Genomic DNA, 17,056 nt, shown 5'->3' on the forward strand with positions numbered 1-17,056 from the left:
GATTACTTGTTCTCCTCGGTGCGGGCGGCGGTGGTGGTGACGGCGGGCTCGGATCCGCCCAGCAGCAGGTACAGGACGGCCATCCGGGTGGACACGCCGTTGGCGACCTGCTCGACGGCCGTGCAGCGGTCGGAGTCGGCGACCTCGGCGGTGATCTCCATGCCGCGGTTCATCGGGCCGGGGTGCATCACGATGGCGTGCTCGGGCATCTTCGCCATGCGGTCGCCGTCGAGCCCGTACCGGCGGGAGTACTCACGCTCGGTCGGGAAGAAGGCGGCGTTCATGCGTTCGCGCTGCACACGCAGCATCATCACCGCATCGGACTTCGGCAGCACCTCGTCGAGGTTGTACGAGACCTCGCACGGCCAGCTCTCGACGCCGATCGGGACCAGCGTGGGCGGGGCCACGACGGTGACCTCGGCGCCGAGGGTGTGGAGCAGCTGGACGTTGGAGCGGGCGACGCGGCTGTGCAGGACGTCGCCGACGATGGTGATCCGGCGGCCGTTCAGGTCCTTGCCGAGACCGGCGTCGCGGCCGACGAGGCGGCGGCGCATGGTGAAGGCGTCCAGCAGGGCCTGGGTGGGGTGCTCGTGGGTGCCGTCTCCGGCGTTGACCACGGCGGAGTCGATCCAGCCGGAGGTCGCGAGCCGGTAGGGGGCGCCGGAGGCGTGGTGGCGGATGACGACCGCGTCGGCGCCCATGGCCTCCAGGGTCAGCGCGGTGTCCTTCAGGGATTCGCCCTTGGAAACCGAGGAGCCCTTGGCGGAGAAGTTGATGACGTCGGCGGAGAGCCGCTTGGCGGCCGCCTCGAAGGAGATCCGGGTGCGGGTCGAGTCCTCGAAGAAGAGGTTGACGACGGTGAGGCCGCGCAGGGTGGGCAGCTTCTTTATCGGCCGGTCCGCGACGCGGGCCATCTCCTCGGCGGTGTCGAGGATCAGGACGGCGTCGTCGCGCGTGAGATCGGCGGCCGAGATGAGGTGGCGCTTCATCTGGATGGCTCCGTAGGTCGGAAGGGCAGGCAGGCAGGCGTGCTGACTGGCGGGGGGGGTGCGGGGCGGGGCAGGGCAGGCTGCGGCGCGGACCCCTCGGGGCCCGGTCAGTCGTACGGACTACTGCCCGGCTGCCTGGGCGGTCCGCTGGCCGAGCAGCACGGCGTCACGGCCGTCCTCCTCCTGGAGCTGGACCTTGACGGTCTCCCGCAGCGACGTGGGGAGGTTCTTGCCGACGTAGTCGGCGCGGATCGGCAGTTCGCGGTGGCCGCGGTCGACGAGGACGGCGAGCTGTACGGCGCGGGGGCGGCCGAGGTCGCCGAGCGCGTCGAGGGCGGCGCGGATGGTGCGGCCGGAGAAGAGCACGTCGTCGACGAGGACGACGAGACGGCCGTCGATGTCGTCGCCGGGGATCTCGGTACGGCCGATCGCGCGGGCCGGCTTCATGCGCAGGTCGTCGCGGTACATGGTGATGTCGAGGGAGCCGACCGGGATCTTCGTGCCGGTGATCTCTTCGAGCTTGGCGGCCAGCCGGCGGGCGAGGTACACACCGCGGGTGGGGATGCCGAGGAGCACCACGTCGTCGGCGCCCTTGGCTCGTTCGACGATCTCGTGGGCGATGCGGGTGAGGACCCGCGCGATGTCCTGCGCTTCGAGCACGGGGCGCGTGGAATCGCTCATCTGCTGGGTGTCCATGAAAAGGACCTCCTTCTCCGCCTCACGGGACGGACCTTAAAGGACGTCTGATGTACGCCTCCCACGGTACCAGGAGGCGGGCGGTGACCCGTCACCGGGCTGATGCGCGGGGCCTCTCACGGGGCTGCTGGGGCAGCCCTGGAGACGGCTGTGATCACCATTCGGCTTGACGCATCCAAGTAACGCTGCGTAACCTCACAGTGAGTTACCAGCCGCGGCGGAGCCGCACGTGGTCCATGTCGTCACAGCGTCCATGTCGTCACAGCGTCACAGCGTCCGGGAGCGTTATGTCCAGCGAATACGCCAAACAGCTCGGGGCCAAGCTCCGCGCCATCCGCACCCAGCAGGGCCTTTCCCTCCATGGTGTCGAGGAGAAGTCCCAGGGCCGGTGGAAGGCCGTAGTGGTCGGTTCGTACGAGCGCGGGGACCGCGCCGTGACCGTCCAGCGCCTCGCCGAGCTGGCGGACTTCTACGGGGTTCCGGTGCAGGAACTGCTGCCGGGGACGACTCCCGGCGGAGCCGCCGAGCCGCCGCCGAAGCTGCGCCTCGACCTGGAGCGCCTGGCCGGCGTGCCCGCCGAGAAGGCCGGCCCGCTCCAGCGCTACGCGGCGACGATCCAGAGCCAGCGTGGCGACTACAACGGCAAGGTGCTGTCGATCCGCCAGGACGACCTGCGCACCCTGGCCGTCATCTACGACCAGTCCCCTTCCGTCCTGACCGAGCAGCTGATCAGCTGGGGCGTGCTGGACGCGGATGCCCGGCGCGCCGTGGCGCACGAGGACATCTAGTCCCCGGTCCCTGGACCAGCAGAAACGTTACCGGTGGGTGCCGGGAGACCCGAGAGGTCTCCCGGCATCCGCCGTTTTTGTGTCCGGCCGCAGTGGCCGGACACGAGCGGAGGGCCGCAGCGCATGCGCTGCGGCCCCTCCGCTCAGTCGAACCCCCGGACGTCAGTCGCGGCGGAGGTTCGGCTTCAGTTCCTTGAAGCGGGCCAGCAGCCCGTTGACGAACGAGGGGGACTCGTCCGTCGAGAACTCCTTCGCCAGCTGGACGGCCTCGTCGATGGCGACGGCGTCAGGGGTGTCGTCCACCCAGATCAGCTCGTAGGCACCGAGCCGCAGGATGTTCCGGTCCACGACCGGCATCCGGTCGAGGTCCCAGTCCACGGCGTAGGTGACGATCAGGTCGTCGATGCGGTTCACCTTGTCGGCGTAACCCTCGACGAGATCCATCGTGAAGGCGCTGACCGGCGGCTGCCGGTCGTCCGACCGCGCGTGGCGGATCCAGTCCGCGAGGACCTCGCGCACGGGCACGCCGCGCTGGTCGGCCTCGAAGAGGATCTGGAAGGCGCGCTTGCGCGCATTGCTCCGAGCAGCCACGGGTTAGTTGCTCTTCCGGCCGAGGTAGTCGCTGGTGCGGGTGTCGACCTTGACCGTCTCGCCGGTGTTGACGAAGAGCGGGACCTGGATCTCGTGGCCGGTCTCCAGCGTGGCGGGCTTGGTGCCACCGGTGGAGCGGTCGCCCTGGACGCCCGGGTCGGTGTGCTCGATCTTGAGCTCGACCGCGGCCGGGAGCTCGACGTAGAGGACTTCGCCGTCGTGCTGCGCCACGGAGGCGGTGAAGCCCTCGATCAGGAAGTTGGCGGCGTCGCCGACAGCCTTCTTGTCGACCATCAGCTGGTCGTAGGTGGTCATGTCCATGAAGACGAAGTACTCGCCGTCCATGTACGAGAACTGCATGTCGCGCCGGTCGATCGTGGCCGTCTCGACCTTCGTGCCGGCGTTGAAGGTCTTGTCCACGACCTTGCCGGAGAGCACGTGCTTGAGCTTGGTGCGCACGAAGGCCGGGCCCTTGCCGGGCTTGACGTGCTGGAACTCGACGACGGACCAGAGCTGGCCACCGTCGAGCTTGAGCACCATGCCGTTCTTGAGGTCGTTCGTGGAAGCCACGGTTGCGGAATCTCCTGCACTGGAAGACCACGGGTGCGCGCACAACCCGGCGGAGCGGGCTAGAGCGCGAGCAGCTCCTTGGTCGTAATGGTGAGTAGCTCGGGACCGCCGTCCGCCTCGGGGCGCACGACGAGCGTGTCATCGATCCGGACACCTCCCCGGCCCGGGAGGTGAACCCCCGGTTCGACGGTGACCGGCACGCAAGCGTCCAGTTTACCCATTGCCGTAGGTGCAAGCTGCGGGTCCTCGTCGATTTCGAGACCCACGCCGTGTCCGGTCGACGGAGCGAGGGCTTCCCCATGGCCCGCGGAGTCCAGTACGGACCGTGCCGCATGATCCACATCACGGTACGCGGCCCCCGGCACCAGGGCCTCGCGCCCGGCCCGCTGGGCGGCGAAGACCAGGTCGTACAGCTCGATCTGCCAGTCCGCCGGGGTGGTGCCGATCACGAACGTACGGCCGATCTCGCACCGGTAGCCGCGGTAGTTGGCGCCGAGGCAGACGGTGAGGAAGTCCCCCTCCTCCACCCGGCGGTCGGAGGGCCGGTGCCGGGAGCGGCCGGAGTGCGGGCCGGTGCCGACGGAGGTCGGGAAGGCGGGCCCGTCCGCCCCGTGGTCGACCAGGCGCCGCTCCAGCTCCAGGGCGAGGTGGCGTTCGGTGCGCCCGACGAGGATGGACTCCAGCAGTTCGCCCAGCGCCTGGTCGGCGATCTCGGCGGCGATCCGCAGGCAGGCGATCTCCTCCTCGTCCTTGACGAGGCGCTGCTGCTCCACCGCGGTGCCGAGGTCCGCGAGGCGCAGCCGGGGCGCGACGGACTGCAGGGCGCGGTGCCGGGCCACCGTGAGGTGGTGCTCCTCGACCGCGAGCGAGTCGGCGCGCGTGGCGGCGGCCATGTCGCCCGCCGCGACGGCCGGATCCCCGCCGGGGCCCGACAGCACGGAGACCCGCAGCCGCTCGTCGAGACGGCCCTCGTCGGCCTCGCCGGTGGGCGCGGCGCCGCAGAACAGCACGTCCTCGGTGGGCCCGACGAGCAGTACGGCGCCCAGCGGGGAGGCTCCGGACAGGTAGCGGACGTTCGCCGGACACGTGATCAGTGCGGCGGCGTTCCCCGCGGCGGCGCAGCGGTCGCGGAGCGTGCCCCGGCGGGCGGCGTACACGTCTGACATGTCTTCGAGCGTACGAGCGCATCGCGCATCCGGCCTGATGAGCGCGTCCGGACGTGCGCCGTCGAGGGGCGTGGGGGCCGGGCGCGAGGGCCCAGCGCCTAGGTCAGCGCGCGCGCCAGCGTCTCGTCGAGGGCGCGCGCCGTCCCCTCGACGTCGAGGTGCGAGTTGTCGATGATCGGCAGGCCGGAGCCGTACCAGCCCGCCATGCGGCCGTGGATCCGCGCGACCTCCTCGTCGGAGAGGCGGCGGTTGCCGGAGCGGGCCGCGTTGCGCTCCAGGACGATCTCCAGACCGGGCAGCAGCACCACGGGCAGCAGCGCGGGGCCCACGTGGCGCTTCCAGCCGCCCAGCCCGACCACCGGCCGGTCCGGGAAGACGGCGTCGTCGAGGATGCAGGAGATCCCGTTCGCCAGGTAGTTGCGGGCGGCGAACCCGCATGTCCGGCGGGCCAGGCGGTACTGGGCCTCGGAGTGCTCGTTCCAGCCCGCCTGCGGGTCCGCGAAGCCCGAGCACACCCACTCCCGGACGTCGTCCAGGCTGATGTGCGCGGTCGGCACGGGCCGGGTGCTCGCCCAGTGCCGGGCCACGGTGGTCTTCCCCGCGCCGGCCGGGCCGATCAGCAGCACCGCCAGGGTGGCCCCGCCCGTGCCCGCCACTGCGGGCGGCAGCGGGATGTGCCCGGTGGGCTCCGGGACGGGCGCCACCGGCGGCGGGAGCGGGGGCTGTGAGTGGGCGGGGGGCGAACCCGGCCAGCCCTGCGCCGGGGGTATCGGCGGTTGCGGGGGCGCCGCCGGGTGCGGTCCCGGCTGCCCCCAGCCGGCGCTCCCGCCTCCCACTCCGTGCTGCATCCGGTGCCACTCCGTCTCGTTCCGGCGACTGATGCGAGAACGTTATATGACCCCGGGGCCCGAATCGTCCACCAGTCCGGCCCGGTCCGGCCGGAGCCTCAGTCGCCGACCTCGTCAGCGAGCGCGCGCAGCGCCAGCCGGTACGACCCGATGCCGAAGCCCGCCACCGTCCCGGTCGCCACGGACGCGATGACCGAGGTGTGCCGGAACTCCTCGCGTGCGTACGGGTTCGAGATGTGCACCTCGATCAGCGGCGCGGTGCGCTGGGCGGCCGCGTCCCGCATGGCGTACGAGTAGTGCGTGAAGGCCCCCGGGTTGATGACCACGGGGATCTTGCCGTCGGCCGCCTCGTGCAGCCAGCGCACCAGCTGCCCCTCGTCGTTGGTCTCGCGGACCTCGACGTCGAAGCCGAGCTCCTCCCCCAGCGTGCGGCAGCTCTCCACCAGCCCCGCGTACGAGGTGGCCCCGTACACGTCGGGCTCGCGCGAACCGAGCCGCCCCAGGTTCGGGCCGTTCAGCACGAGGACGCGGCGGCTCACGCCGACACCTCGCCGTAGGCGGCGATCAGGTGCGCCGGGTCGGGGCCCTCCAGGACGGTCGGCTTGCCCAGCCCGTCCAGGACGATGAAGCGCAGCAGGTTGCCGCGGGACTTCTTGTCGACCTGCATGGTCTGGAGCAGCTTGGGCCACTGGTCGCCGCGGTAGGTCAGCGGCAGCCCGACCGCGGCCAGGATCTCCCGGTGCCGGTCGGCCGTCGCGTCGTCGAGGCGGCCCGCGAGCCGGCCGAGTTCGGCGGCGAAGACCATGCCGACGGACACGGCGGCGCCGTGGCGCCACTTGTAGCGCTCGTTCTTCTCGATGGCGTGCGCGAGGGTGTGGCCGTAGTTGAGGATCTCGCGGAGACCGGACTCCTTGAGGTCGCTGGAGACCACGTCGGCCTTGACCTGGATGGAACGCACGATCAGCTCGGCCGTGTGCGGGCCGGCGGGCGTACGGGCCGCCTGCGGGTCCGCCTCGATCAGGTCGAGGATCTTCGGGTCGGAGATGAATCCGGCCTTGATGATCTCGGCGAGACCGCTGACGTAGTCGTTGACGGGCAGCGAGTCCAGGGCGGCCAGGTCGCAGAGCACACCGGCCGGCGGGTGGAAGGCGCCGACGAGGTTCTTGCCCTCGGCGGTGTTGATGCCGGTCTTGCCGCCGACGGCCGCGTCGACCATCGCGAGGACGGTGGTCGGTACGGCGACCCAGCGCACGCCGCGCAGCCAGGAGGCCGCGACGAAGCCCGCGAGGTCGGTGGTGGCTCCGCCGCCGACGCCGACGATGGCGTCGGTGCGGGTGAAGCCGGACTGCCCGAGGGCCTTCCAGCAGTACGCCGCCACCTCGATGGTCTTGGCCTCCTCGGCGTTCGGCACCTGGATGGCGATCGCCTCGTAGCCCTGCTCGGCCAGGTCGTCGCGCAGCGCCTCACCGGTCGAGGCCAGCGCCTCCGGGTGGATCACGGCGACCCGCTGGGCCTTCGTACCGATCAGGGTGCCGAGTTCGCCAAGCAGCTGCCGGCCGACCAGCACGTCGTACGCGTCGTGTCCGGCTCCCCCAGCTACCGCTGGGAGGGGCCCCCACGCGCCGACGTGGATCCGCGTCACCTGGTCTGTCATACGTCCTTCAACTCCAGAGCGTCGAGGACCGCCTGGGCGACCTCTTCGGGGGTGCGGTCGTCGGTGGCCACCACGACGCGCGCGACTTCGGTGTACAGGGGGCGCCGGGCGTCCATCAGCTCGCGCCACTGCCGGCGCGGGTTGACGGCGAGCAGCGGGCGCGCGGCGCCGAGGCCCACGCGCCGTACGGCTTCCTCGACGTCCATCGACAGATAGGCCACGGGCAGGCCGGCCAGCAGCTCGCGGGTGCCTTCGTCGAGGACGGCGCCGCCGCCGAGGGCGAGGACGCCCGCGTGCTCGGCGACGGCGGCCGCGACCGCCTGCCGCTCCAGCGCGCGGAAGTACGGCTCGCCCTCGTCGACGAAGATGTCGGAGATCTCCCGGCCCTGGGCCAGGGCGATGTCCGCGTCGGTGTCCCGGTAGGGGACGCCGAGGCGCTCGGCGAGCAGCGCCCCCACCGTGGACTTGCCGGACCCCATGGGGCCGACGAGGACGACCAGTGGTCCGGCCGTCACCGGATCTGCAGGTTGTCGAGGTACGAGCGGACGTTGCGGCGGGTCTCCGGGACGGAGTCCCCGCCGAACTTCTCGACGACCGCGTCGGCCAGGACGAGGGCGACCATGGCCTCGGCGACGATGCCGGCGGCCGGCACGGCGCACACGTCGGAGCGCTGGTGGTGGGCCACCGTCGCCTCACCGGTCGCCACGTCCACGGTCGCCAGCGCGCGGGGCACGGTGGCGATGGGCTTCATGGCGGCCCGTACGCGCAGCAGCTCGCCGGTGGTCAGACCGCCCTCGGTGCCGCCGGAGCGGCCGGAGGTGCGCTTGATGCCCTCGGGGGTGGAGACGATCTCGTCGTGCGCCTTCGAGCCGGGCACGCGGGCGAGTTCGAAGCCGTCGCCGACCTCGACGCCCTTGATGGCCTGGATGCCCATCAGGGCCGCGGCGAGGCGGGCGTCGAGACGGCGGTCCCAGTGGACGTGCGAGCCGAGGCCGACGGGGACTCCGTACGCCAGCACCTCGACGACGCCGCCGAGGGTGTCGCCGTCCTTGTGGGCCTGGTCGATCTCGGCGACCATCGCCTTGCTCGCGTCGGCGTCGAGGCAGCGCACCGGGTCGGCGTCGAGCTTGTCGACGTCGGCGGGGGTCGGGTAGACGCCGTACGGGGCCTTGGCCGCGGCCAGTTCCACCACGTGAGAGACGATCTCGATGCCCGCGACCTCCTTGATGAAGGAACGGGCGACGGCGCCGAGGGCGACGCGGGCGGCGGTCTCACGGGCGCTGGCGCGCTCCAGGATCGGCCGGGCCTCGTCGAAGCCGTACTTCTGCATGCCCGCGAGGTCGGCGTGGCCGGGGCGCGGACGGGTCAGCGGCGCGTTGCGGCCGGTGTCCTTGAGCAGCGAGGGGTCGACCGGGTCGGCCGACATGACGGTCTCCCACTTGGGCCACTCGGTGTTGCCGATCATGACTGCGATCGGGGAGCCCTGGGACAGGCCGTGACGGACGCCGCCGAGGAAGGTGATCTCGTCCTGCTCGAACTTCATCCGGGCACCGCGGCCATAGCCGAGCCGGCGCCGGGCCAGGTGATCGGCCACCAGCTCGGTGGTGACCGGGACGCCGGCGGGAAGACCCTCCAGCGTCGCGACCAGTGCCGGTCCGTGCGACTCTCCTGCGGTCAGCCAACGCAACCTGCTCAACGATGCTCCTCATGCTCGCGCCTGGTACAGCGACGGCGCGATCGGGTGCGCGGCCCGGACCCGCCTCACCCGATCCTCCCACGTCCGGAGGGGTTTATCGGGCCCCGGTCCAGCTATCGGACGCCTGAGGCGTCAGCGGGCCCGCCGGCCGCGCTCGCGCTGCCAGGTGATCCCGTACCAGAGGACGACGGAACCGAAGAGTCCGAGGATGAGCGCCTTGGCCCACAGGGGCAGGGTGCCGAACGCCACCCTGACCATGCTGAAGACGACGAAGGGAAGATCCCACTTCGACGCGAGTACCAGGTCCGTGCTGTTCCCGTCCATGCCGCCCCCTGTGAATACGCAGGTGGAAAGCCTAACGGGCGGCGAGCGCCAGCTCTCCGGCGGCCCTCATGGCGGCGAGCGGACCCGGGGTCCGGCCCGTCATCAGCTCGACCTGGAGCACGGCCTGGTGGACGAGGAGGTCGAGTCCGCCGACGACGTGGCCGCCCTGCCGTGACCAGGCCGCGGCCAGCGCGGTCGGCCAGGGGTCGTAGAGGACGTCGAAGAGGGTGCCCGCCCCGGCCGGTACGGACGCCGCCAGGGCGTCGGTCGTACCGGCCGGGGTGGTCGCGATCACCAGTGGCGCGGCCAGACCCTCGGCCGCCTCGGACCAGTCGGCGGTGCGGACGGGGACGCCGAGCCGCTCGCCCCACTGCCGCATCTCGTCGGCGCGGGCGCGCGAGCGGACGTACACCGTGACCTCACCGGTGCAGATCCGGGAGAGGGCCGCGAGCGCCGAGGAGGCGGTGGCGCCGGCGCCGAGGACGGCGGCGGACGGCACCTTCTCGATGCCGCGCTCGTGCAGCGCGGCGACCATGCCCGGGATGTCGGTGTTGTCACCGAGGCGCCGGCCGTCCCGGGTGAAGACGACCGTGTTCACCGTCTCGACCGAGGCGGCCGTGTCGCTGATCGCGTCGAGCAGCGGGATGATCGCCCGCTTCAGCGGCATGGTCAGCGACAGCCCGGCCCACTCGGGGCCGAGGCCGGTGACGAACTCCGGGAGCGCGGCCTCGTCGATCTCGAAGCGGTCGTACGACCAGTCGTCGAGGCCGAGCTCCTGGTAGGCGGCACGGTGCAGCACCGGCGAGAGGGAGTGCTCGATGGGCGAACCCAGCACCGCGGCCCGTATCCGTGACATGTCCTGCTACCCGCCGTTCTTCTGCTTCTGCCGCGCCTGGAACTCGTCGACGAGCTTCAGGTGCTCCTCGTAGGTCTGGGTGAAGGTCGTCTTGTCGCCGTCCACCGAGACGAAGAACATCCAGCCGCCGTGATCGGGGTTGAGCGTAGCGCTCAGGGCGTCCGCGCCCGGGTTCCCGATCGGGCCGGGAGGCAGGCCCTTGACGAAGTGCGTGTTGTACGGGTTGTCGAGCGCCCTCGCCTCCTTGATGGAGAAGTTGATGTCGCTCTTGCCCTTGATGTAGTTGTACGTCGAGTCGAACTCGAGCTTCTGGTTCGTGACGTCGTTCGTCTTCTTCAGGCGGTTGTAGACGACCTCGGACATCTTCCGGAAGTCGTCGTGGCTCTTGCCCTCGGCGTTGACGAGACTGGCGACCGTCACCACCTGGAGCGGGTTCTCCAGGCCCAGTTCCTTGGCCTTGCCCTCGACGCCCATCTCCGAGTACTTGTCGCTCGCGTTCTTGACCATCTGCTTGAGCAGGGACTCGGGGGTGCTGTCCTTGCTGAGGTCGTAGCGCGTCGGGTACAGGAAGCCTTCGAGCGGGTCGATGAGCTTCGGGTTGTTGCCCGCCCAGGCCGGCAGTCCGAGGTTCTTCGCCTCGCGCTGGGCGATGTCCTTGGTGGTGCCCTCCGGCTTGCCCAGCTTCTTGTCGATCGCCTCGTACACCCTGGCGTTGCGCATGCCCTCGGTGACGGTGATGACGTTCAGCTTGCTGGGGTCGATCATCAGCGCGACGGCGGCGGCACCCGACATCTTCTTCTTCATCGGGTAGACACCGGGCTGGATGGCCTTGCCCTTGGGATTGGCTCCCGCGGCGTCGACGAAGGCCTGGGCGCTGGCGACCACGCCGGCGTCCTTGAGGATGCGGCCCATCTGTCCCAGGCCCGCGCCCTTGGGGATCTCCACGTCGACCATCTCGTCGACGCCCTCGCCCGCGAAGTCCTCGGCGGCGCCGAACCTCGCCTTGAGGTACGTGTAGCCGTAGTAGCCGCCACCGCCGACCACGCCGATGATGACGACCGCGGCAATCAGGCAGGCCATGCCGCTGCGCTTCTTGGGCTTGCCGCCCTTCTTGCGGCCCTTGCCCGACGGATCGTCGCCGTCGTCGTCGCCGTCCTGGCCTCCACCGCCGGCGAAGAAACCGCTCTCGGGCTCCTCCTCCGGCTCCTCGGCCGGTTCCGGCTCCAGGTGGCGCCGGCCCGGGGGCTGCGGCGGAGGGAAGGCTTCCGGCGTCGCGTACGCGTCAGGGGCACCGTCGGGGTAGCCGGCCGCGGGCTGTTGGGCGTACGGGTCGACGCCCGCGTAGGCGTCGACCTGCGCGGCGGACAAGTACTGGCCCTGGCCGGTGTCCCAGACCTGGGAGTCGTACACCGGCTGCTGGGGCGCCTGGGGCGCGTAGGACTGCTGCTGCCCCTGGTACTGCGGGTACTGCCCCTGGCCCTGCTGCGGCTGCTGATACTGCGGTGACTGCGGCTGCGGGTACTGCTGCGGCTGCTGCTGCGCGTACTGCTGCTGGTTCTGGGCCTGCTGGGGGTACTGCTGCTGGTACTGCGGATCCTGCGGGTACTGCTGCGGATTCTGCTGGTACTGCTGTGGGTTCTGCTGGTACTGCGCTTGCGGATCGTTGCCATACGGCGCCTGGCCCTGCTGGGTCTGGTGCCCGGTCCACCCCTGGTCCCCGTACAGGGGATCCTCAGGGTGCCACGGTTCGGAGCCGTGGCCCCGGCCATACTCAGTCATCGGTCCCCTAGTGCCGCGAGACGAAGGCGACGGCTGTTCGAATGCCGTCTCATCGCGCGGAACGTTACCGTATCGCGATCAGACAACCACTTCGACGCACTCGCCGGGAGGATTACCCGATACCCGTTCGGTCTCAAGAGCGTTCTGGAGGATCACCACCGCAGCTGCCTGGTCGATCACCGAACGGCCCTTCTTGGCGTTCCTTCCGGAGGCCCGCAGACCCTGCGCCGCGGTGACCGTCGTCATCCGCTCATCGACCAGACGGACCGTCACCGGCTTGATGCCCTTGGCCAGTTCGTTCGCGAAGGCGCGCACCTTGGCCGCGGCCGGCCCCTCCCGCCCGCTGAGCGAGCGGGGCAGGCCGACCACGACTTCGAGGGGCTCGTACTCCTCGACGAGCTGCCGCAGCCGCCGGTGGGCGAAGGGGATGTCCCGGCCCGGAACGGTTTCCACCGGTGTGGCCAGGACCCCGTCGGGGTCGCACGAGGCGACCCCGATCCGGGCGTCCCCGACGTCGATCGCGAGGCGGCGGCCGCGGCGCAGAGTCATGGTCAGACCGTCTCGACGACGAGGCGCTCGACCGCGGCGATGGCCTCGGGGATGGCGGCCGGGTTCTGGCCGCCGCCCTGGGCGACGTCCGGCTTGCCGCCACCGCCGCCACCGAGGGTCTTGGCGGCCGTACGGACCAGGTCGCCCGCCTTGAGACCGCGCTCGCGGGCGGCCTCGTTGGTGGCGATGACCGTCAGCGGGCGCCCGCCCGCCGTGGTGAACAGGGCCACGACGGCCGGACGGTCGCCCTGGATGCGGCCGCGGACGTCGAGGACCAGCTTGCGCAGGTCGTCGGCGCCGGTGCCGTCCGGCACCGTCCCCACGACGAGGGCGACGCCGCGGATGTCCTGGGCGTTCTCGGCGAGCCCGGCGGCGGCCTGGAGGACCTTCTCCGCGCGGAACTTCTCGATCTCCTTCTCGGCGTCCTTCAGCTTGCCGAGCATGGAGGCGATCTTCTCCGGCAGCTCCTCCGGACGGCCCTTGACCAGATCCTGGAGCTGGGCGACGACCGTGTGCTCCTTGGCGAGGAAGTTGTACGCGTCCACGCCGACGAGGGCCTCGACGCGGCGCACGCCGGAGCCGATGGAGGACTCGCCGAGCAGCTTCACCAGACCCAGCTGGGCGGTGTTGCCGACGTGCGTGCCGCCGCACAGCTCCTTGGAGAAGTCGCCGATGGTGACGACGCGCACGCGCTCGCCGTACTTCTCGCCGAACTCGGCGATGGCGCCCTGCTTCTTCGCCTCGTCGATGCTCATGATCTCGGCGGTCACGTCGAGTTCGCGGGAGAGCACGTCGTTGATCTTCTGCTCGACGTCGGTGAGGACCGAGCCGGGGACGGCGTTCGGCGAACCGAAGTCGAAGCGGAAGCGGCCGGGCGAGTTCTCGGAGCCGGCCTGGGCGGCCGTCGGGCCCAGCGCGTCGCGCAGCGCCTGGTGGGTCAGGTGCGTGGCCGAGTGGGCACGGGCGATGGCCCGGCGGCGGTTGACGTCGATGGCGGCGTACGCGGAGGCGCCCACCGTCACCTCGCCGACCTGGACGGAGCCCTTGTGCACGGAGACGCCCGGGACCGGCTGCTGCACGTCGCGGACGACGATGACGGCGCCGGAGTCGAGCTTGATGCGGCCCTGGTCGGCGAGCTGGCCGCCGCCCTCGGCGTAGAACGGGGTGCGGTCGAGGACGACCTCGACGTCGTCGCCCTCGGAGGCGGCGGGCGCGGAGACGCCGTTGACCAGGAGGCCGACGATGGTGGACTCGCCCTGGTTGGTGGCGTAGCCGGTGAACTCGGTGCCGCCGGCGTTGTCGGCGATCTCCCGGTAGGCCGACATGTCCGCGTGGCCGGTCTTCTTGGCCTTGGCGTCGGCCTTGGCCCGGTCGCGCTGCTCCTGCATCAGGCGGCGGAAGCCGGGCTCGTCCACGGAGAGGCCCTGTTCGGCGGCCATCTCCAGGGTGAGGTCGATCGGGAAGCCCCAGGTGTCGTGGAGCAGGAACGCCTTGTCGCCGGAGAGGACCGTGCCGCCGGCGGCCTTGGTCTCGGTCACGGCGGTGTCGAGGATGTTCGTGCCGCCCTTGACGGCCTTCAGGAAGGCGGCCTCTTCGGCGAGCGCGACGGTCTCGATGCGCTTGCGGTCGGTGACGAGCTCCGGGTACTGCTGGCCCATCGTGTCGATCACGACGTCCACGAGGTCCTGGACGACCGGACCGGTGGCGCCCATGAGGCGCATGTTGCGGATGGCGCGGCGCATGATGCGGCGCAGCACGTAGCCGCGGCCCTCGTTGCCGGGGGTGACGCCGTCGCCGATGAGCATGACGGAGGTGCGGATGTGGTCGGCGACCACGCGCATGGACACGTCGGTGTCCTTGGCCGCGCCGTACCGCACGCCGGTCAGCTCGGTGGCCTTGTCCATGACCACGCGCAGGGTGTCGGTCTCGTACATGTTCTGCACGCCCTGCAGGATCATGGCGAGACGCTCGAGACCCAGACCGGTGTCGATGTTCTTCGACGGCAGGTCGCCGAGGATCGGGAAGTCTTCCTTCCCGTCGCCGGCTCCGCGCTCGTACTGCATGAAGACCAGGTTCCAGATCTCCACGTAGCGCTCGTCGTTGACGGCCGGGCCGCCCTCGACGCCGAACTCGGGGCCGCGGTCGTAGTTGATCTCGGAGCACGGGCCGCAGGGGCCCGGGACGCCCATGGACCAGAAGTTGTCCTTCTTGCCCAGGCGCTGGATGCGCTCGGCGGGCACGCCGATCTTCTCGCGCCAGATCTGCTCGGCCTCGTCGTCGTCGAGGTAGACGGTGATCCAGAGCTTCTCCGGCTCAAGGCCGTAGCCGCCGTCCGCCACGGAGCTGGTGAGCAGCTCCCAGGCGTACTTGATGGCGCCTTCCTTGAAGTAGTCGCCGAAGGAGAAGTTGCCGCACATCTGGAAGAACGTGCCGTGGCGGGTGGTCTTGCCGACCTCTTCGATGTCCGGCGTACGGACGCACTTCTGCACGCTGGTGGCACGGGGGGCCGGGGGCTTGGTCTCGCCGAGGAAGTACGGCTTGAAGGGGACCATGCCCGCGTTGACCAGCAGCAGAGTCGGGTCGTCCGCGATGAGCGACGCCGAAGGGACAACGGCGTGACCGCGCTCCTCGAAGAAGCTCAGCCAGCGGCGGCGGATTTCAGCCGACTCCATCAGTGGTCCTCATTCCGGTTGTACGAATGCTTCGGTCGGTGGTTGGTCTTGTCATTGTCGATGGCGCGCAGCCGCCGCTGCCCCGGGAGGGCGGTGACGTTGCCGGTCAGGGCCGGGCGGTCGGCGTCCTGGGTCAGCCCCAGTGCATCGTTCAGCTCGTCCTCGCGCTGCGTCATTCCCGCCTTGACGTCGAGGGCGAAGTCCTTGAGGCGGTGGCCCGCCTCCAGCGCCTTGTCGGCGGCCTGGGCGGCAAGGCTCTCCGGCGTCAGCTTCTTCAGCTGGCGGTTGACCTTGGTGGTGGCCCACACGCCGGCGGCGGCGCCTGCGGTGAACCAGAAGGCTCGGCGGAACATCGGCGGTCTCAGCCCTTCTGCTTCCGGCGCCGGGCCGTCGGCACGGTACGGCCGACGATCACGGTACGCCGGGTGGTCTTCTGCGGTACCTCGTCCGTCCGGCCGAGCGCCTTGCGGACGCCGTAGCCGAAGGCCGCGACCTTGACCAGCGGCCCGCCGAAGGTGGAGGCCACGGTGGAGGACAGCGCGGAGGCGTTGGAGGTGACCTCCTGGACGTCGCTCGCGATCGCGTCGACCCGGTCGAGCTGGGTGCGCGCGGAGCGGACGGTGGTGGAGGCGTCGGCCAGCAGCGGGACGGCCTGGTCGGTCACGTCGGCCACCAGCTTGGTGGTCGCCTTGAGCACCTGCGCCAGCCTCACCAGCACCACGGCCAGGAAGGAGACCAGGATGGCCCAGAAGACGGCCACGAGGATCCCGGCCACCTCTCCACCGGACACGTCACACCGCTCTCTGTCTGTACTTGGAGTCTGCACTTGAACTGCGACAAGGTTCGCCTCCGACCCTATCGCGCCGGAGATCCCCGGCCGTACCGGAATTCCGGGTCCGCACGGGATCGCCTCGTACGCAGAGCTTGCGGACCAGTACTCTCCGTGTCCCGTGCGACAGACGACGTGCGGCAATCTTCCCTCGGATCCGGGCGGGTTCGTCGGCCGGGGTGCCGAACTGGCCGGGCCGGGGCGGCTCCTGGAGACCTCGCGGCTGGTCACGGTGACCGGCGTGGGCGGGGTGGGCACGTCGCGGCTGGCGCTCATGGCGGCCCGGGCGGCGGTGCTCCGGGGCGCGGCGGAGCAGACGTGGGCGGGGGCGCCGCGGAACGCGGAAAGCCCGCCGCCCCCCGGAGGGGACGGCGGGCTTCCACCAGCCTGTGAGGCCTACGCCTGCATCAGCGGGCGTAGTACTCGACGACGAGCTGCTCGTCGCAGATGACCGGGATTTCCTTGCGGTTCGGGTCACGGTCCAGGCGGAAGGCCAGGGCCTTCAGGTTGACCTGCAGGTAGCGCGGGGTCTCGCCCTCGCCTGCGTAGCCACCCTCACGGGCAACCTGGAACGGAACCTTCTCGCGGCTGCGCTCGCGCACGGTGATGACGTCGTCCGGGCGGACACGGAACGACGGCTTGTCGACCTTGGCGCCGTTGACCTCGATGTGGCCGTGAACGACCATCTGGCGGGCCTGGTAGATGGTGCGGGCGATGCCCGAACGCAGAACCAGGGCGTCGAGACGACGCTCGAGCTCGACGACAAGCGCCTCGCCCGTCTTGCCTTCGGCCTTCTTGGCGCGGTCGTACGCGCGGGCCATCTGACGCTCAGAGATGTCGTACTGAGCGCGCAGACGCTGCTTCTCCAGCAGACGGACCTTGTAGTCCGAGTTCTGCTTGCGGCCACGGCCGTGCTCGCCCGGCGGGTAGGGGCGGGCCTCGAAGTACTTGACGGCCTTCGGGGTCAGCGCAATGCCGAGGGCACGCGACTTCTTGACCTTGGGTCGCTTCTGGTTCACGGGGAACCTACCTCCATGTAAGTTAGGTGA

At 70.7% G+C, this 17,056-nt stretch carries 19 protein-coding genes; 1 reads left to right on the plus strand and 18 read right to left on the minus strand.

The genetic code is table 11. The features are described 5' to 3' along the window. Positions 1-2: 2 nt before the first annotated feature. Positions 3-989, minus strand: coding sequence for an aspartate carbamoyltransferase catalytic subunit (locus OG429_RS08630; RefSeq protein ID WP_328924712.1), 987 nt, complete (start codon positions 987-989; stop codon positions 3-5). Between the two features lie 120 nt (positions 990-1,109). Continuing rightward, positions 1,110-1,685 carry a bifunctional pyr operon transcriptional regulator/uracil phosphoribosyltransferase PyrR gene (pyrR, locus tag OG429_RS08635; protein WP_328924713.1) on the minus strand — a complete coding sequence of 192 codons (576 nt, stop codon included), beginning with the start codon at positions 1,683-1,685 and terminating at the stop codon, positions 1,110-1,112. Between the two features lie 287 nt (positions 1,686-1,972). Here pyrR and bldD point away from each other — a divergent pair, with 287 nt between their 5' ends. After that, the gene (bldD, locus tag OG429_RS08640; protein WP_007263032.1) at positions 1,973-2,473 is read left to right on the plus strand and encodes a transcriptional regulator BldD; all 501 of its coding nucleotides are present in this window, start codon (positions 1,973-1,975) and stop codon (positions 2,471-2,473) included. 162 nt (positions 2,474-2,635) lie between these two features. On the opposite strand, the gene nusB is transcribed toward bldD, so the two are convergent. The 16 genes from nusB to rpsD all read right to left on the minus strand — a co-directional run bounded on the left by nusB (position 2,636) and on the right by rpsD (position 17,026). Next, on the minus strand, positions 2,636-3,064 hold the full coding sequence (nusB, locus tag OG429_RS08645) for a transcription antitermination factor NusB (RefSeq protein ID WP_328924714.1): 429 nt from the start codon (positions 3,062-3,064) through the stop codon (positions 2,636-2,638). A 3-nt stretch (positions 3,065-3,067) separates the two neighbouring features. After that, a complete protein-coding gene (gene efp, locus OG429_RS08650; protein WP_328924715.1) occupies positions 3,068-3,634 on the minus strand; it encodes an elongation factor P in 567 nt (188 codons plus the stop codon). Between the two features lie 59 nt (positions 3,635-3,693). Further along, positions 3,694-4,800 carry an aminopeptidase P family protein gene (locus OG429_RS08655; RefSeq protein WP_328924716.1) on the minus strand — a complete coding sequence of 369 codons (1,107 nt, stop codon included), beginning with the start codon at positions 4,798-4,800 and terminating at the stop codon, positions 3,694-3,696. A 98-nt stretch (positions 4,801-4,898) separates the two neighbouring features. Continuing rightward, positions 4,899-5,648, minus strand: a complete 750-nt coding sequence (locus tag OG429_RS08660; protein ID WP_328924717.1) for an AAA family ATPase — start codon at positions 5,646-5,648, stop codon at positions 4,899-4,901. A 98-nt stretch (positions 5,649-5,746) separates the two neighbouring features. Beyond that, positions 5,747-6,187 carry a type II 3-dehydroquinate dehydratase gene (gene aroQ, locus OG429_RS08665; protein ID WP_328924718.1) on the minus strand — a complete coding sequence of 147 codons (441 nt, stop codon included), beginning with the start codon at positions 6,185-6,187 and terminating at the stop codon, positions 5,747-5,749. Then, positions 6,184-7,302 carry a 3-dehydroquinate synthase gene (gene aroB, locus OG429_RS08670; RefSeq protein WP_328924719.1) on the minus strand — a complete coding sequence of 373 codons (1,119 nt, stop codon included), beginning with the start codon at positions 7,300-7,302 and terminating at the stop codon, positions 6,184-6,186. The genes aroQ and aroB overlap by 4 nt, the downstream gene beginning before the upstream one ends. Continuing rightward, positions 7,299-7,817 carry a shikimate kinase gene (locus OG429_RS08675; protein WP_328924720.1) on the minus strand — a complete coding sequence of 173 codons (519 nt, stop codon included), beginning with the start codon at positions 7,815-7,817 and terminating at the stop codon, positions 7,299-7,301. The genes aroB and OG429_RS08675 overlap by 4 nt, the downstream gene beginning before the upstream one ends. Then, positions 7,814-8,998 (minus strand): chorismate synthase, encoded by a 1,185-nt coding sequence (gene aroC, locus OG429_RS08680; RefSeq protein ID WP_328924721.1) that lies wholly within the window; start codon positions 8,996-8,998, stop codon positions 7,814-7,816. The genes OG429_RS08675 and aroC overlap by 4 nt, the downstream gene beginning before the upstream one ends. A gap of 132 nt (positions 8,999-9,130) precedes the next feature. Then, a complete protein-coding gene (locus OG429_RS08685; protein WP_328924722.1) occupies positions 9,131-9,322 on the minus strand; it encodes a hypothetical protein in 192 nt (63 codons plus the stop codon). Positions 9,323-9,353: 31 nt separating this feature from the next. Beyond that, positions 9,354-10,178, minus strand: coding sequence for a shikimate dehydrogenase (locus OG429_RS08690; protein WP_328924723.1), 825 nt, complete (start codon positions 10,176-10,178; stop codon positions 9,354-9,356). A 6-nt stretch (positions 10,179-10,184) separates the two neighbouring features. Continuing rightward, positions 10,185-11,957, minus strand: coding sequence for an endolytic transglycosylase MltG (mltG, locus tag OG429_RS08695; protein WP_328924724.1), 1,773 nt, complete (start codon positions 11,955-11,957; stop codon positions 10,185-10,187). Positions 11,958-12,035: 78 nt separating this feature from the next. Next, positions 12,036-12,506 (minus strand): Holliday junction resolvase RuvX, encoded by a 471-nt coding sequence (ruvX, locus tag OG429_RS08700; RefSeq protein WP_030028999.1) that lies wholly within the window; start codon positions 12,504-12,506, stop codon positions 12,036-12,038. Positions 12,507-12,508: 2 nt separating this feature from the next. Then, positions 12,509-15,178 (minus strand): alanine--tRNA ligase, encoded by a 2,670-nt coding sequence (gene alaS, locus OG429_RS08705; RefSeq protein ID WP_328924725.1) that lies wholly within the window; start codon positions 15,176-15,178, stop codon positions 12,509-12,511. Next, a complete protein-coding gene (locus tag OG429_RS08710; protein ID WP_328924726.1) occupies positions 15,178-15,531 on the minus strand; it encodes a DUF6167 family protein in 354 nt (117 codons plus the stop codon). Before OG429_RS08710 ends, alaS begins: the two co-directional genes overlap by 1 nt. An 8-nt stretch (positions 15,532-15,539) precedes the next feature. Next, complete coding sequence (locus OG429_RS08715; RefSeq protein ID WP_328924727.1) at positions 15,540-15,968, minus strand: DUF948 domain-containing protein; 429 nt, start codon at positions 15,966-15,968, stop codon at positions 15,540-15,542. Between the two features lie 446 nt (positions 15,969-16,414). Further along, complete coding sequence (gene rpsD, locus OG429_RS08720; RefSeq protein WP_030026606.1) at positions 16,415-17,026, minus strand: 30S ribosomal protein S4; 612 nt, start codon at positions 17,024-17,026, stop codon at positions 16,415-16,417. Positions 17,027-17,056 lie beyond the last annotated feature (30 nt).

It is taken from the genome of Streptomyces sp. NBC_00190 (assembly GCF_036203305.1).
GTDB lineage: Bacteria > Actinomycetota > Actinomycetes > Streptomycetales > Streptomycetaceae > Streptomyces.

Excerpts from the sequence above, each read along its gene's own strand:
- OG429_RS08710 (WP_328924726.1), bottom strand. The coding sequence starts at position 15,531 with ATGTTCCGCCGAGCCTTCTGGTTCACCGCAGGCGCCGCCGCCGGCGTG.
- OG429_RS08660 (WP_328924717.1), bottom strand. The coding sequence starts at position 5,648 with ATGCAGCACGGAGTGGGAGGCGGGAGCGCCGGCTGGGGGCAGCCGGGA.
- OG429_RS08690 (WP_328924723.1), bottom strand. The coding sequence starts at position 10,178 with ATGTCACGGATACGGGCCGCGGTGCTGGGTTCGCCCATCGAGCACTCC.
- OG429_RS08655 (WP_328924716.1), bottom strand. The coding sequence starts at position 4,800 with ATGTCAGACGTGTACGCCGCCCGCCGGGGCACGCTCCGCGACCGCTGC.
- mltG (WP_328924724.1), bottom strand. The coding sequence starts at position 11,957 with ATGACTGAGTATGGCCGGGGCCACGGCTCCGAACCGTGGCACCCTGAG.
- OG429_RS08685 (WP_328924722.1), bottom strand. The coding sequence starts at position 9,322 with ATGGACGGGAACAGCACGGACCTGGTACTCGCGTCGAAGTGGGATCTT.
- aroB (WP_328924719.1), bottom strand. The coding sequence starts at position 7,302 with ATGACAGACCAGGTGACGCGGATCCACGTCGGCGCGTGGGGGCCCCTC.
- pyrR (WP_328924713.1), bottom strand. The coding sequence starts at position 1,685 with ATGGACACCCAGCAGATGAGCGATTCCACGCGCCCCGTGCTCGAAGCG.
- alaS (WP_328924725.1), bottom strand. The coding sequence starts at position 15,178 with ATGGAGTCGGCTGAAATCCGCCGCCGCTGGCTGAGCTTCTTCGAGGAG.
- bldD (WP_007263032.1), top strand. The coding sequence starts at position 1,973 with ATGTCCAGCGAATACGCCAAACAGCTCGGGGCCAAGCTCCGCGCCATC.
- OG429_RS08630 (WP_328924712.1), bottom strand. The coding sequence starts at position 989 with ATGAAGCGCCACCTCATCTCGGCCGCCGATCTCACGCGCGACGACGCC.
- ruvX (WP_030028999.1), bottom strand. The coding sequence starts at position 12,506 with ATGACTCTGCGCCGCGGCCGCCGCCTCGCGATCGACGTCGGGGACGCC.